We start from the raw sequence: 14,905 nt of genomic DNA on the forward strand, positions 1-14,905 counted from the left end.
TTTATTATTGACATATGTTCATAATTTCCTTATAATAAGAATAGAAAAATTATAGAGATATTAGTGGATAATCAGGAACAACATCTAAGTGCTGATGATATATATGCTTTAGTTAAAGCTGAAGGAGCATCAGTTGGATTAGCAACAATTTATCGTACACTAAATTTATTAGAATCAGCAGAAGTAGTAGCTAAGAGAGATTTAGGGGCTGATTCAGCTTGTTATGAATTTGTATTTGCTGAGAGTAATCAACACCATCATTTAGTTTGTAAAAAGTGTGGTAAAGTAATAGAAACCGAAAAATTACTTGTTGCTGATTTAAAGCAAAGATTATTAGTACAAATTGGTTTTCAAGTGGTTGATTGTTGTGTGCAAATAGAGGGTTATTGTCAAAATTGTAGATAGCACTTATTTTTTTATAGTTTATTATCATATGTTAATAACAAATTTTATCATCAAATAAGGAGTTGATAGTGATGAAGATAGCAGTAACTGCTAAAGATGATGTAGGTTTAGAGGCCAAGGTTGATTCTAGATTTGGAAGAGCATTTTATTTTGCTATTATTGATCTTGATACTGAAGAGGTAGAATTTATTAATAATACAGCAGCTAATGCTGCTAGTGGAGCTGGAGTAAAGGCAGCTCAATTAGTAACAGATGAAGAGGTAGAAGCATTAATTTCAGGAAGAGTTGGCCCTAAAGCTTTTAGAGGATTAGATAAAGCAGGAATTAAGATTTATATTACTAAGGAAGCTACTATTAAAGAAACCTTAGCTGATTATAAGGATAATAATTTAAAAGAAATAGACGGGCCAACTAATCAAGGCCATGTTGGTATGAAATAAGGTGATAAGATGAAACTAACAGTTTTAAGTGGTAAAGGAGGAACCGGAAAGACTACTGTTACTGCTAATTTAGCAGCTGCAATTTTGGTGCTATAAATTCTGATAAGCAGGTAAATGATATCAAGTGTGAAGGTTGTGGTCTTTGTGTTGCTAAGTGTCCTACCGATGCTTTAGAACTTATAGCTGAAGATACAGGAAAGATTTATTATTCTACAGCTCAAAGCGGGCCAATGGTGCATGCAAAATTAAAGATTGGTGCTGAAAACTCTGGTAAATTAGTTAGTCAAGTGAAAGAAGAAGCAGAGAAGTTGGCCCGAGAAAAGGATAAAAAATTAGTTTTAGTTGATGGTTCCCCAGGAATTGGTTGCCCAGTAATTGCTTCTCTTAATGGAGTAGATGCTACATTAGTAGTTACTGAACCAACTAAATCAGGATTAGTTGATTTAAAAAGAGTGCTTCAAATAATAGAGCATTTTTCTATTCCAGTTTTAGTTGTGATTAATAAATATGATTTAAATCAGGAATTGACATCTGAGATTATAGAATTTTGTCAGGAACAGGATATATCTATAGTAGGTAAGATTCCATTTGATGGTACTATTGTTGAAGCCATGGAACAAGGTAAACTTGTAATTGATTATGCTGAGAATAGTAATTCTGCTAAAGCAATTAAAGAAGTTTGGGAAGCGATAAAGAATAAACTCTCAATGTAGATTAAATATAATATAGTCAATTTAAATTGATTTTAAAGGTTTTAATTGTTAATTCTCAATTATAAATTAATATTAAGGAGTGATTAATATGCAAAAATTAGCTATTCCTACCAATGGAGAACAGGTTGCATCACATTTTGGTCGTTGTCCAGAGTTTACTATTGTTGAGATTGAAGGTGATGAAATTGTTAAGCAGCAAGTAATTGAAAATCCCGGACATAAACCAGGTTTTTTACCTCGATTTCTTAATGAGAAAGGAGTAGATTTTATTTTAGCTGGTGGAATGGGTAGAAAAGCTGTTAACTTATTTGATGAAAATAATATTGAAGTAGTAACTGGAGCAACTGGTGAAATTGATACAGTAATTAAATCTTATTTAGCAAATAGTTTAGAGACAGAAGAAGATATTTGTGACCATGATCATGATGATCATGATTGTGATCATTAGTTGATATATAGTTGCGCTTCTCAATCAGGCATTGTGTGGGTTTTTCCTTAAATAGTTTTTGTTCATTATTGTTAGGTAAAGAACCTTTAGTTCCTGAAGTAAGAGAAAGTAGTGATCAAGGTGCTCCAATTGTTGTTTCCAATCCTGAGTTTGAAGTTACTCAAGAATTTAATAAAATAGCTGATAAAATTAGTGAATAAAAAATAAGGGCGTATAGTTTGCGCCCAGTTTTAAATAGACTTTTCATAATGTGAGAGATCTTTTTTAAATGGTTATCGACATATGATCATAAAAAGTATATAATATAATTGAAAAGAATTAATGTTTAAAAAGTTTAGTTGTTATTATCATATGTTTAAAACGAAATGATTAAAAGGAGTGATTAATATGCCTAGAGGAGATAACAAGCTTTTTAGAAGAAAGACTTGTTATTCAAAAAAGGTTCGAGCTAATAATAATAGAAGATGGGCAACTAATAAACTTCATTATCAGCACGAAAGTGCTGAGAAGGATGGAACAGGTCCAGAAGGATTAGGGCCTAGAACTGGAAGAGCTGCTGGTTACTGTGCAGGATTTGATCAACCAGGTTATGCAAATGATGTAGCATCTTGTATGAGATTAGGAAGAAGAGGTGCTGGTCGAGGTAGAAGAAATGCACCTCGTCGATTCTATAATTCTAATGCAACTGCTCAATCTACTAATCAAGAAGCAGCTAAAGAGAATGAAATTAATTATCTTAAGCAAGAAAAAGAAATGTTAAAAGAAGAATTAGAAGATATTAAAAATCAATTGTCCAAATTAGAAAATACAGAGGAATAATTATTTTAAGAAAGGCTAGCTTTTAAGCTAGCCTTTCTGTATGTAGTTAATTTGGTTTCTAATTATTTGTTTTATTTTTTGGGATAATTTTAGTTAATCATTGACTGATTCAAGTTACAATATTATAATTCAATTAAGTAACCACTTAATTGAATGAAGGTGAGGTAAATGTATGATTGTAAATGTAAACATCTTGATTTGGGCAATTTTTAAAAAGAATATGAAGATTTATTATCTGGAGCCCCCAGTACTTATTTTTGGGGTTTTATTTCCTGGTTTTTTATTTTTAGCCTTTACTCAAGGGCGTAATATAGAGGTTAATAGTTTACTACCTGGATTATTAGGTATTATTTTCTTTTTTACTGGTTCTTCTGTAGGACCTTACATAACTCCCTGGGAGACAAGAACTAAAACTTTAGAACGGGTGCTAAGCACGCCAATTTCGGTAACAATATTAATTTTAGGTGATATAACAAGTGGTTTAATTTTTGGGATTAGTTTTTCTGCTTTGATATTATTAGGAGGAGTTTTGTTTTTTTAGATTACTATTAGTAATTTAGTTTTATTAGTTGGAGCTATTATTTTAGCTGCTTTTTGTTTTGCTTCTTTAGGTACTGTTTTTTCTGCTTTACCTACTGATAAACCATCTAATGTGATGATGATTTCTAATTTAGTTCGACTACCTTTAATTTTTATCAGTGGAGTTTTTATTCCAATTAATCAGCTTCCTTACTGGGGAAAACTCATAGCTCCTTTATCTCCTGTTACCTATGTTACTGATGTAATGCGGTATTTATTAAATCAATCTCATTACTTTACAGTTGAATATAATTTTTTTATGTTATTAGTTTTTAGTATATTATTATTTAGTTTAAGTATTTATTTTCATAAAAAAACTTTATTAAAGAGGATTTAATAGTAAAAGGGGGGGAGTTAAGATAAGAAATGTTATTAGTTAAATTATTTTTTACTTTTATGAAAATAGGAGCATTTACTTTTGGTAGCGGATATGCGATGTTGGCTTTAGCAGAAGAGGAGGTAGTAGAAGTTCATCAATGGTTAAGTGCAGAAGAATTTGCTGATGCTGTTTCTTTATCTGAAATGACTCCTGGGCCAATTATGATTAATTTAGCAACTTTTGTTGGTACTAAATTAAAAGGGACTTTTGGAGCAATAATAGCCAGTTTAGGTTTGATTATTCCTCCAATTATTGCTTTAATAATAATTACTAGGTTATATATAGATTATAAGGATAATCAAATTGTAGATAAAATTTTTAAAGGACTTAAACCTGCTGTAATTGGATTAATTATTACTGTAGTTATAAAATTAGGTAGGTCTACTTTTGTGGAAGTAAAGAGTGTTTTAATAACTATTATGACTATAATTAGTATATTAATAGGATTACATCCTATTTTAGCAGTAGTTGGAGCAGGTACTTTAGGAATTATAATTTTTTAAAGGAGATATTAAAAATGATTAATAAGATTAGGACTAAGCTAATTAATTTAGTTGAAGAAAATAATTTAAGAGATAAGGAAATTGAGATTACTGCTAGACCATTATCTACTAAGGAAGCTATTGGAGAAACTACTAGAGAAGACTTCCCCTTACAAACTGGAAAAGAAGTGCTTATTCAAGCTAAATTTAAAGGTTGTTTAGGTCAAGCATTTACTGATACTCCTAAAAGTTTTAGTGGAACAATAGATGATATTTTGAATCTTAAATTGAATGATAATTTTAATCGAGCTTTATTAATTGCTACTTTAAATTCAATTACTAAGTATTTAGATATTACTTGTGACACTATTCATTGTAAAGATGATGAGCCAGAAAATTGTGGAGAAGAAATAGCAACTAGAATAGCAACTGAGTATAAGGTGGATAATAAAATAGGAATTATTGGTTTTCAACCGGCTATTATCGAAAATATTGTGCAAATGTTTGATGCAGAAAAAGTAAGAGTTACTGATTTAAATCCAGATAATATTAATACTATAATAGCAGGAGTTAAAGTTTGGGATGGGAAAGAAAAAACAGAAAAGTTAGTTAAAGAAAGTGATCTTGTGTTAGCTACTGGTTCAACAGTAGTTAATAATTCATTAGAGGAGATTATAAATCTAACAGAGAATTATAATAAAAAGTTAATTTTATTTGGAACTACTATTGCTGGGACTGCTGCTTTATTAGAATTAGATAGAATATGCCCTTATAGTTGTTAAATTATTTATAGGAGGAATTGAATTGGAAGAATTAGTTACTAATTTAAAAGCGATAGCTGATGCAAACCGATTAAAATTATTAGCTTTATTATTAAATAAAGACTATTGTGTTAAAGCATTAGCTAAGGAATTAGAAATTTCTGAATCGGCTGTCTCTCAACATTTAAAAAAACTTCGAGAAGCTGGTCTAGTAATTGGAATAAAGAAGGGATATTGGGTTCATTATTCAGCTAAGGATGAAAAATTAGTAACTTTAGCTGATAAACTTAAAAATCTTTCTTCTTTTGTTGACCATCAAGATAACAGTTGTTGTAAAAATCAATAATTATAAAACCAGATTATAAAGTTATAAGAGTAGAATTAAATGTAAGAAAAGATATTATGGCTACTATGTTAAATACACTATTATTAGTTCCATTACATTGTACTGGATTTAAAACTGTAAAAGCAATGATGCAGAAATTTAAGGATAAAGTAAAGTTAGGTCAAGTAGGAGAAAAGTTTATTTTTTAATAAATGAAATCAAGTAGTTAATCTAAGTTGATATCTTCTAATAATCTATGATATAATTTAAGAAAAAATGGAGATGATAATATGGTTCGCCCTACTAAAAAGCGAAGAGTAGAATATATACCAGAAGTTAAATTTTTCAAACCAGCTGGAATTCCTAAATGCGATTTAAAAAAGGTGGCGTTAACTATTGAAGAAATAGAGGCAATTAGATTAAAGGATAAAGAGAGGTTAACTCAAGCTGAAGCAGCAGAACGAATGGAGGTTTCTCGACCAACTTTTCAGAGGATATTAACTAAAGCTAGAGAAAAAATTGCCGAAGGTTTGATTGAAGGGAAAGCAATTAAATTTCAGGGAGGAGATTATAAGTTCAAACCACGTTGTAAAAAATGTGGTGGAGATATTACTCCAAATCAAAAAAGAAATGGTCATCGATCTAGGAAAGAAACTTGTCCTAAATGTGAGTAGATAAAATTTAGTTGAAGCTTCTTGACAGAAGGTTATATCTATAGTATAATTTTGTACAAAAATAGATGTTATTTACTGTCGGGCTGTGGCGCAGTTTGGTAGCGCACTATGCTGGGGGCGTAGGGGTCGCTGGTTCAAATCCAGTCAGCCCGACCACATATTTTCCTTGGGATATCAAGGGGAGTCTGTCGTAATGGCAGGCTCTTTTTTTATTTCAATTCTTTATTGTGACTTGGGGATAATATGTTATAATAAAAGTAGCATGTCATTTGGAGGGGTAAGATGATAGATAAATTAGAGAAACTAAGAGAAGAAAGATTACACAATCATACTGAAGATGTTGTTTTAGAAAAAATAGAAGAGTTATTACAAGAAGATAATTTTAAGCAGATATGTACATGTGAACAGTGTTTACTCGATATTGCATCTCATGCTTTAAATCAACTACCAGCTAAATATACTACTAGTTCTAAAGGGGAAGTTATGACTCGTTTAGATGAATTTGAAGAACAGCCTCAGGTTGACTTTGAGTTAAAAGTAATTCAGGCAATAAAAATTGTAGCTAAAAATCCAAACCATTAAAAAATACCCGGGCCAATTGGTCGGGGGGTTTATTATATAAGAAGGAATATTTGGGATTTTATTTAGCTTAGCAAGCATCTTAACTTGATCCGGTAGATGACTTTAAGATATGAATAAAAATTTTAAAATTAATTTTGACAATCATGTAATCATGTGTTAATATAATAATATATTGATTGATGAGACAGTTCAATTGATAAATTTTTTGAATTTTTTAGGAGGAGTTTGTGTAATGGAACAAGGTAATGTTAAATGGTTTGACGGAGAAAAAGGTTATGGATTTATTGAGCGTGAAACAGGAGATGACGTATTCGTTCATTTTTCTGCAATTGAAGAAGAAGGATTCAAGAGTTTAGAAGATGGTCAGGCAGTAGAATTTGAAGTAGTTGAGGGAGATCGTGGACCTCAAGCTGAATCAGTCGTCAAACTATAATTAACATAGATTACGACTAAAGCCCTCGGGATATTATCCCGAGGGCTTGTTTTTTTATAAGAAGATATTGATCTCTAGTATTATAAAGATCCTGGGCCAATTAATAATGATCTAGAATTTTTTATTTATTATAATCATTTAAAATGCTTACTGAATTATCATTAAGGACGAAAAGAATTGCTGGGGAATTTTAATGCATCAGCTAAAGGATAGCGTAAAAAAAGTATAGGTGAATTTATCCAAAAAATTAGAAAAGAGCCACTCCTTTTGATAAGGTATTGTTAACCACAACAAAACCAAAGAAAGGAGATGGCTCTTATGGACAATATTATACAACAATTTGAGGAAAATATCAGCATTGAATTAGAAAAAATATTAAAAGAGGTGCTATTAGATTCAGGAAGGGATATATCAGAAGTAATAAATTTAATCAAAAGTAATCTTGATGAGTTAGGTAGAAAGCTTTCTAAATGGGTTATAGAAATAGTAGATGAAACAATAAAGGAAAGTACTAAAAGAAAAAAGAATGGAAGATAGTAAAAAAGAAACAAAGAAAATTAATGACTAAGTTTGGGGAAGTGAAGTATAAAAGAAGATATTATCGTTCTAAAAGCAGTGATAAGTATAAATATTTAGCAGAAGAAAGATTAGGAATAAAGAAATATCAAAGGATGGATAGTTCGTTAGAAGCTGAATTAGTAGATTTAGCATCGGAAAATGCTTATAATAAGGTAGGTAAAGAGGCAGTAGACGATTTAGAAATAAGTGACCAAACAGTGATGAATAAGGTAAGAAAGCTAGGGCAAATAGAAAACAATGAATTAAATGAAGTAACAGAAAAACGGGAAGTAAACTGTTTGTATATAGAAGCAGATGAAGATCATGTAGCTTTACAAAATGGGAAGAAATCAATGCCTAGATTAGTTTATATTCATGAAGGAATAAGTGAAGTTGGAGATAAGAGAGAATTAAAGAATAAATACTATTTTTCTGGAGTATATAAAGATTCAGAAGAGCTGTGGTTAGAAGTACTGGATTATATAGATGAAAATTATAAGTTAGAGAAAGTGGAAAAGATCTTTTTACTAGGGGATGGAGCACCATGGATTAAAAGCGGCTTAAAGTGGCTTCCTAAGTCTAAATACATATTAGATAGATATCATTTAATTAAGTATTTTAGGAGAGCTAGTAGATATGGAAGAAAAGAAGTTAAAGAAAAACTGTGGAGTGGATTAGAAGAACCAGACCAAGAGTTAGTTAAAGAAGCTTTTAGTGAATTGATATCTAATGAAGAAAATGAGAAAAGAAAGAGTTTAATTAGAAAATCACGTCATTATATTTACAATAATTGGGATGGAATAGTGAATTATACCCAGGATAAAGATGCAATTGGTTGTAGTGCTGAGGGACATATAAGCCATATATTGGCAGATAGATTAAGTTCAAGACCAATGGCTTGGTCAAAGACTGGTGTTGATCAAATGTCTAGATTACAAGCATTTAAGTTTAATGGTGGAAATAAAGAAAAACTGAAAGAATTGTTTTTGAGAAAGGAAGAAAAAATAAAAAAGAAGAAACTTTAACAGAGATTGAATCTAAAACGATAAATAGTAAGTTAAAAAAGAAGTTTGCTCAATCTAAGAAGAATATACCTAGCATAAATATAGGAAGAAGAACAGGTTTAACTAGAGCTTTAAAGGCAATTGTTTGATTGGGAAAATAATTTTTAACTATTAACCTATAAAAAATTGATGCTATCCAGCTAAAGAAGTTGTTTGACAATCGTTTAATTATGTGTTAATATAATAATAGATTAATTGATGAAATAGTTCAATTGATGAATTTTCAGATTTTTTAGGAGGAGTTTGTATAATGGAACAAGGTAATGTTAAATGGTTTGACGGAGAAAAAGGTTATGGATTTATCGAACGTGAAGCAGGAGATGACGTATTCGTTCATTTTTCTGCAATTGAAGAAGAAGGATTCAAGAATTTAGAAGATGGTCAGGCAGTAGAATTTGAAGTAGTTGAGGGAGATCGTGGACCTCAAGCTGAATCAGTCGTCAAACTATAATTAATATAGAGTACGGCTAAGCCCTCGGGATGATATCCCGAGGGCTTGTTTTTTTGTAAAGTTATATTTAAAGTTACTACCCTCAGGCCAAGAGCTTGGGGGTTTTTTAGTTAAAAAAGGTAATTTATTATAAACCGAGAATTAAATTAAAAGCTTGTAAGTTTTTTATCAATAATAATAGATAAAAAGTATTATTGGGAGGGTAGTTAGAATGAATTCAATTAATTTTTCTTTCTTAAAAAATAAGTGGCCTGATCTAAATGAATTAGGTAAATTAGCAGAAAAGAATCTATATAGTGACCCTAATACAACATTATTCAAATTACGAAAGTTTGGAGAAAGAATAGTAGATTATATTTTTGAATATGAGAATATAACAGAATTAAAAGATAAGAGGCAATTTAATAAACTTAAAAGATTAGAAAAAGAAGAATTAATGGATGATAAGATATTAGAAATTTTTCATTCATTACGAAAAACAGGAAATGAAGCTGTTCATAATTCTTATGATTGTAGTGAGGATGCTAAAAGATTAATATCTTTAGCCTATGAAGCTGGAGTCTGGTTTATGCAACTTTATGATGAGTGGGATTTTGAACCAGAGGGATTTAAGTTACCAGATGAAAAAATGATGACTTTTTTAGATAGTAATAGAAAATTTATAACAACTGATCCTTTTGGAACTCAAGATAAGAAAGCAGAGAAGAAAGTTTGGAAAGCAGTTAAGAAATCATTTAGAGATAAAGAGTGTTTGGCTTATTGGAAGTATCCTATCTTTTCTAAGCGTGGAGAAGATCGCAGTGAACCTGATGTCTTACTTGTTGATAAAGATCTAGGTTTAGTTGTATTAGAAGTTAATGAAGTAACTATAGATCAAATTAGTAGTATTAATGGTGGAGATTGGAGATATATAGACTTTACTAGAGATTATGGCTCTCCAATTAAAGAAGTTGAAGATCAATTATTTGCTTTATTAGGTTATTGTAATTCAGAACGAGAATTAAGAAGGAAAGTAACAGGAAGGTCAATTGTTACTCTACCAAATATTACTCGAAAAGAGTGGGAAAATAGCAATTTACCAGAAGTAAAAGAAGTTGGCCCGATTATTTTCGGGGATCAACTAGGAGAAAAAACTTTAGTAGAGGCGATTAATAAATGGAGACCAATGGCCGTAGGTCAGAAGTTAGATAATCAAAAGTGGAAGACATTAATTTCAGTTTTAACAGGTACAGTTCTATATCGACAGAAGGATAGTCATGATAATAAAGATAGACAGACTCGAGCTGGAGTAAAGAAAGAAATTAAAGAACAGTTACATAAGATTGATCTTAAGCAAGAGAATATTGGAAAGACTATTCCACCAGGTCCTCAACGAATAAGAGGGATAGCTGGATCAGGCAAGAGTGTATTGTTGGCCCAAAAGGCGGCACATATGCATTTAAAGAATCCTGACTGGAAGATAGCCTTAGTATTCTTTACTCGTAGTTTATATGATGCTACTATTCAGCAACTAGATAGGTGGATGAAAAGGTTTACTAATGGAGAACAAGGTTATGATTCCCAAAAAGATACAAATTTAGAAGTATTACATGCTTGGGGGTCTAAAAACCAGGCTGGATTTTATCGTAAGGTCTGTGAAGAACATGGAGTCAAAGCTTTAGGAGCTATGAATAATAAACTAGGTGATAGAGATCCTAATCAGAAGTTGATTATGGCAGCTAAAATATTTTTACAGGAAACTAGTAATATAAATCAGTTGTATGATGCTATTTTAATTGATGAAGCCCAAGATTTAGTGGCAGATGATAGTGATTTAAAGTATGAAGGTAAACAACCTTTCTTTTGGTTAGCTTATAAAGTCTTAAAAGAGGTTAGTGATGATTATCAGAGACGATTAATCTGGGCTTATGATGAAGCTCAAAGTTTAACTTCCTTAAATATTCCTACAGCTCCTGAGTTATTTGGCGATGATCCTAAGTTTAAAAGAATGGTTAGTGGATTTCATGATGGTGGGATTAGAAAAAGTGAAATTATGCATAAGTGTTATCGAACTCCTGGGCCAATATTAGTAGCAGCTCATGCTATTGGAATGGGCTTATTAAGAGAAGAAGGTATGTTAAGAGGTTTTACTAGACAAAAAGATTGGGAAAATGTAGGTTATGAAGTTAGAGAAGGTAGCTTTAGGCTAGGAAATGAAATTGTATTACATCGCCCTAAGAAGACTACTCCTAATCGGGTACCAGAGTTATGGGAGGATAAGACTATAGAGTTTAATAATTATAGAACTAGAGAAGAAGAGTTAGAAACCTTAGCCAAAAATTTAAAGAAGAATATCAAGCAAGAAGGTCTTAATCCTAGCCGTGATATATTAGTTATTGCTTTGGGAGAACATAGACCTGGTTATAAATTAAAGACTAAAACAGCTAAGCTTTTACAAAAACATGATATAGATATTTATATTCCTAAAGCAATAGATAAGAATGTAATCTATCCTAGGTATCCACAAGTAGATCCTAATAAATTTTGGCATCAGGATGCAGTAACAATTGCTAATATCTTTAGAGCTAAGGGTAATGAAGCATATCTAGTCTATGTAATTGGTTTAGACGAGATAGCTAAAAATGAAGCTGATGTTAGTTTGCGTAACCAGTTATTTGTAGCTTTAACTCGGGCCAAGGGTTGGGTTAAGATAAGTGGGATTGGTAATTACACTATGTATAAGGAGCTTAAAAATGTGATTGATAGTAAGAATACATTTGAATTTGAGTTTCAACGTCCAGTAGCCGATACAATTAGTAGTTAAAAATCTTGAATAATAAGCCATGAGTTTTAAAACTCATGGCTTATTATTATAATTTCTTAGAGGGGTTAGTCTTTTTATTTTAGCATATTACACAAAACACAACAGTTTAAATAATAGAAAACTATCAAAAACACGAATAATTAAATATTATATTGACATAATAAATTAAAACAAGTATAATAAACACAGAAGTTGAAAGGGTGATATAATGGATAAGATAAGAAATAAACTACAAGAAATAGGTTGTGATGAAATTAAGAAGAAGACTACTATTGAAGTAGAAGGTAAAGAGATTACTTATGATCTAGTAGGTTTGATTAATAAGCAGCCAGTAGTAGGGATCGATATAACAGAAGATAATAATGATACAAAGCAGATTGGGATTTTATCTATGTTAAGCCAGAGTGAGCAGATAAATTATTATGGAAGTTTTAATACTACTACTGAAGAATTTAACTGGTATCAACTGACTGAAGGAAACATATCTCAAATAGAGAAAGTGCCAGTATTACAAAAGGAGCAAGAGCTTAATCTAGAAGAAGTAAAGAAGTGGTATCAAGAGATCTTTCGCCTGTTTACTGCTAATAGTTCTTTAGGACATGATACTATTATAGAAGTACTTAAAGTTATACTAGTTAAGGTTGAACTTGATAATGGTAGATTAAATGCTTTAGAAGAAAATCTGACACTAGAAAATATTAAGTCAGCTTATCAAGAGATTATTGCAACTAGTGGCTATAATCTAACTCAAGAGGTTTCTGTAACTGATAAGGTATTAGCAGAGTTTGCAACCATTAATTTAGCTAAGTTTAGAAGAGAAGATCTATTAGCTGTATTTAATCAGGTTGTTTTTGATGCTTTAGGCAGTAAGCAAGGGCCAATCTTAACGCCTCAACCTCTCGTTAAGGCACTAGGAGAAATCTTTTCTCAGCAAGAAGGAGTAGAGACTATCTTTGATGGGTCAGCTAAAATGGGCCAACTTCTGACAGCCTGTAAAAGCAAACAGCCTCAGGCTAAGGTATGGGGGATGAATCGAGACTTGACTTTAACTGAGATAGCTAAATTAAGATCATTAATTTTAGAACAAGATAATCAGTTTTTAGAAGGCAGTAGTTTAGAGTTAGAGAGAGAGAAAATTGATCAGTTACCAACTGAATTTGATTTAATAGTTTCCAATCCTGAGTTTAGTAAGCCGATTAAAGATAAAGAACTGATCAAAGAGTATCAGATAACTGATAAGTCTAGAGCTAAAGCAGAAGAGTTATATATCAATCTCTATTTAGACTTACTTACTGCAGGAGGTTATTTAGCTATTATTCTTCCTGATGGAGTCTTGACTAATAATAGAGCCCAAAATATTAGGGAATTTATCTTAGATAAGTCAGTCTTAAAGGCTGTAATCAGTCTACCAGAAACTATCTTTCGGCCAGCTACTTCTGTTAGAACTAGTTTAGTTATTCTTAAGAAAAAAGAGACTTTGGCCCAAGAGCAACCAGAGGTCTTTATGGCGACACCAGAAGATAATCAAGCATTAGAAGAAGTAGTAGCTGACTTAGTAGAGTGGGGTGGATTGTTTTAATGGTTGCAGAGAATAGTTTCTTAGTTAACCCTGATCAAAAGGAGTTTATCGATAGACTTGATGCAGAATTTTATCATCCTAAGTACAGAAAAAATCCCTTTGTTAAAGACTTATTAGAACCCTTAGGTAGAGTAGCAGAGACTGTTAACCGAAAACCTGAACCAGGCCAAAGGTATCATTATATTGAGTTGAGTTCACTAGATAAAGAGACTAAAAGGATTAAAGAGGCAGAACAATTAGAGCTGTATGATTATCAAGACCTACCTTCTCGGGCCAAAACTATAGTCCAAGCAGGAGATATTCTAGTCTCTAAGTTAGGAGAGAAGATGATAACTGTAGTAGAGCAGAAGCATCAAGGTTCTGTAGCTACTAATGCCTTTATTGTTTTGCGACCTCAGGTGGATTTATCGTCAGAGGCCTTTGCTTTTATATTAGAGTTAGAACCAGTTAAAAAACAGTTAGAGAGATACTCTTATGGTCTACGACAGAGAATTACTAATCGTGATTTTAAGAAGATAAAGCTTCCTATTCCAAAGAGGATAGAAGATAGAAGAAGGTTAGAGAGTAGAGTGGACTATTATCTTGCAGAGAAGAAGAGAGTAGTAGAGGAGTATCAGAGTTTATTCTCTCAACTAGAAGATATACTGTTAGAAGAGTTATCAATTGAAGTTACTACAGAAGAAGATAGAGACTCTTTTCAAGTGCCTGGAGAGATGATAGAAGTTGCTAGTTTTGCCCCTAAGTTTTATAGTCCAGAGTATGTGGTAGTATTAAATCAGATTAAAGAGCATGATTATAAAAGTTATAGATTAAGAGAATTAGTAGAGCAAGTAGCAGTGGGGCGGCCTTTAAGAGCTTCTAAAGAAGGAGATACTAAGTATTTAACAAGTAAAAATATAGAGCAGTTAGAAATCGATCTATCTAAGCTTGCTTCTACAGAGGTAAGTGGTACTATTTCTTCTTTAGAGGAAGGAGATCTAGTAGTAGTTACAGCAGGTAGTAAATTAGGAACTACAGCTTTAGTCTCAGAAGAAGCTGCTGGAGTTACCTTTAATAATCATATTTATCGCTTGGTAACAACAGAAAGAATTGACCAGTTTTATCTAGCTGTTTATTTAAATAGTATATTAGGGGATAAGCAGTTTAAGCGATATATAGGAGGAGCAATGCATCAGAATATTAGTAAACAAGACCTGTCTAACCTAGAGATATTACTGCCTCCTAAAGAGATACAACAGAGAATAAGTAATAAGCTAAGAGAGGTTTATAAGCGGATCAAAGCTGGTTATCAACAATTAGAAGAAGAGAAGGAAGAAATAGAAGAAAAAGTAATTAGTATGTTGAGTAAGTGAAAATCTAATTAAATCGGGCTAGGAAGTTGGCCCGATTTTTTAGCACCTATTTTATAAA

22 protein-coding genes and 1 tRNA gene are annotated in these 14,905 nt (G+C 31.6%); all 23 read left to right on the forward strand.

Annotation, left to right across the window (positions count from 1 at the left end):
• The first annotated feature begins 51 nt into the window (after positions 1-51).
• The 23 genes from HALHA_RS05250 to HALHA_RS05335 all read left to right on the forward strand — a co-directional run bounded on the left by HALHA_RS05250 (position 52) and on the right by HALHA_RS05335 (position 14,847).
• Positions 52-405, forward strand: coding sequence for a Fur family transcriptional regulator (locus HALHA_RS05250; RefSeq protein ID WP_281098775.1), 354 nt, complete (start codon positions 52-54; stop codon positions 403-405).
• A gap of 71 nt (positions 406-476) precedes the next feature.
• Positions 477-845 carry a NifB/NifX family molybdenum-iron cluster-binding protein gene (locus HALHA_RS05255; protein ID WP_015326753.1) on the forward strand — a complete coding sequence of 123 codons (369 nt, stop codon included), beginning with the start codon at positions 477-479 and terminating at the stop codon, positions 843-845.
• A 9-nt stretch (positions 846-854) separates the two neighbouring features.
• Positions 855-941 (forward strand): P-loop NTPase, encoded by an 87-nt coding sequence (locus HALHA_RS13680; protein WP_245547425.1) that lies wholly within the window; start codon positions 855-857, stop codon positions 939-941.
• A gap of 134 nt (positions 942-1,075) precedes the next feature.
• Positions 1,076-1,558, forward strand: coding sequence for a P-loop NTPase (locus HALHA_RS05260; protein ID WP_245547391.1), 483 nt, complete (start codon positions 1,076-1,078; stop codon positions 1,556-1,558).
• 88 nt (positions 1,559-1,646) lie between these two features.
• Positions 1,647-2,006 (forward strand): NifB/NifX family molybdenum-iron cluster-binding protein, encoded by a 360-nt coding sequence (locus HALHA_RS05265; protein WP_015326754.1) that lies wholly within the window; start codon positions 1,647-1,649, stop codon positions 2,004-2,006.
• Positions 2,007-2,041: 35 nt separating this feature from the next.
• The gene (locus tag HALHA_RS13450; RefSeq protein WP_156801216.1) at positions 2,042-2,206 is read left to right on the forward strand and encodes a hypothetical protein; all 165 of its coding nucleotides are present in this window, start codon (positions 2,042-2,044) and stop codon (positions 2,204-2,206) included.
• A 187-nt stretch (positions 2,207-2,393) separates the two neighbouring features.
• Positions 2,394-2,825 (forward strand): DUF5320 domain-containing protein, encoded by a 432-nt coding sequence (locus tag HALHA_RS05270; RefSeq protein WP_015326755.1) that lies wholly within the window; start codon positions 2,394-2,396, stop codon positions 2,823-2,825.
• A gap of 172 nt (positions 2,826-2,997) precedes the next feature.
• On the forward strand, positions 2,998-3,366 hold the full coding sequence (locus HALHA_RS12985) for a hypothetical protein (RefSeq protein WP_052326459.1): 369 nt from the start codon (positions 2,998-3,000) through the stop codon (positions 3,364-3,366).
• A gap of 6 nt (positions 3,367-3,372) precedes the next feature.
• Complete coding sequence (locus HALHA_RS13920; RefSeq protein WP_425402047.1) at positions 3,373-3,741, forward strand: ABC transporter permease; 369 nt, start codon at positions 3,373-3,375, stop codon at positions 3,739-3,741.
• 29 nt (positions 3,742-3,770) lie between these two features.
• The gene (locus HALHA_RS05280; protein ID WP_015326756.1) at positions 3,771-4,286 is read left to right on the forward strand and encodes a chromate transporter; all 516 of its coding nucleotides are present in this window, start codon (positions 3,771-3,773) and stop codon (positions 4,284-4,286) included.
• 14 nt (positions 4,287-4,300) lie between these two features.
• Positions 4,301-5,047 carry a Rossmann-like domain-containing protein gene (locus HALHA_RS05285; RefSeq protein WP_015326757.1) on the forward strand — a complete coding sequence of 249 codons (747 nt, stop codon included), beginning with the start codon at positions 4,301-4,303 and terminating at the stop codon, positions 5,045-5,047.
• Positions 5,048-5,069: 22 nt separating this feature from the next.
• Positions 5,070-5,372, forward strand: coding sequence for an ArsR/SmtB family transcription factor (locus HALHA_RS05290; protein WP_015326758.1), 303 nt, complete (start codon positions 5,070-5,072; stop codon positions 5,370-5,372).
• 56 nt (positions 5,373-5,428) lie between these two features.
• On the forward strand, positions 5,429-5,560 hold the full coding sequence (locus HALHA_RS13825) for a hypothetical protein (RefSeq protein ID WP_281098765.1): 132 nt from the start codon (positions 5,429-5,431) through the stop codon (positions 5,558-5,560).
• Between the two features lie 81 nt (positions 5,561-5,641).
• On the forward strand, positions 5,642-6,025 hold the full coding sequence (locus HALHA_RS05295; RefSeq protein ID WP_015326759.1) for a DUF134 domain-containing protein: 384 nt from the start codon (positions 5,642-5,644) through the stop codon (positions 6,023-6,025).
• A gap of 79 nt (positions 6,026-6,104) precedes the next feature.
• Positions 6,105-6,181, forward strand: a tRNA-Pro gene (locus tag HALHA_RS05300).
• 126 nt (positions 6,182-6,307) lie between these two features.
• Complete coding sequence (locus HALHA_RS05305; protein ID WP_015326760.1) at positions 6,308-6,607, forward strand: late competence development ComFB family protein; 300 nt, start codon at positions 6,308-6,310, stop codon at positions 6,605-6,607.
• Between the two features lie 232 nt (positions 6,608-6,839).
• On the forward strand, positions 6,840-7,040 hold the full coding sequence (locus HALHA_RS05310; RefSeq protein ID WP_015326761.1) for a cold-shock protein: 201 nt from the start codon (positions 6,840-6,842) through the stop codon (positions 7,038-7,040).
• A 318-nt stretch (positions 7,041-7,358) separates the two neighbouring features.
• A complete protein-coding gene (locus HALHA_RS13690) occupies positions 7,359-7,577 on the forward strand; it encodes a hypothetical protein (protein ID WP_245547393.1) in 219 nt (72 codons plus the stop codon).
• 41 nt (positions 7,578-7,618) lie between these two features.
• A complete protein-coding gene (locus HALHA_RS05315; protein WP_245547395.1) occupies positions 7,619-8,623 on the forward strand; it encodes an ISLre2 family transposase in 1,005 nt (334 codons plus the stop codon).
• Between the two features lie 289 nt (positions 8,624-8,912).
• Positions 8,913-9,113, forward strand: a complete 201-nt coding sequence (locus tag HALHA_RS05320; protein ID WP_015326762.1) for a cold-shock protein — start codon at positions 8,913-8,915, stop codon at positions 9,111-9,113.
• A gap of 211 nt (positions 9,114-9,324) precedes the next feature.
• Positions 9,325-11,916 carry a DEAD/DEAH box helicase gene (locus HALHA_RS05325; protein ID WP_015326763.1) on the forward strand — a complete coding sequence of 864 codons (2,592 nt, stop codon included), beginning with the start codon at positions 9,325-9,327 and terminating at the stop codon, positions 11,914-11,916.
• A 208-nt stretch (positions 11,917-12,124) separates the two neighbouring features.
• Positions 12,125-13,495 (forward strand): HsdM family class I SAM-dependent methyltransferase, encoded by a 1,371-nt coding sequence (locus HALHA_RS05330; protein ID WP_015326764.1) that lies wholly within the window; start codon positions 12,125-12,127, stop codon positions 13,493-13,495.
• Positions 13,495-14,847, forward strand: coding sequence for a restriction endonuclease subunit S (locus tag HALHA_RS05335; RefSeq protein ID WP_015326765.1), 1,353 nt, complete (start codon positions 13,495-13,497; stop codon positions 14,845-14,847). Before HALHA_RS05330 ends, HALHA_RS05335 begins: the two co-directional genes overlap by 1 nt.
• Positions 14,848-14,905 lie beyond the last annotated feature (58 nt).

The sequence above is a fragment of the Halobacteroides halobius DSM 5150 genome, assembly GCF_000328625.1.
Taxonomy (GTDB): Bacteria; Bacillota; Halanaerobiia; order Halobacteroidales; family Halobacteroidaceae; genus Halobacteroides; species Halobacteroides halobius.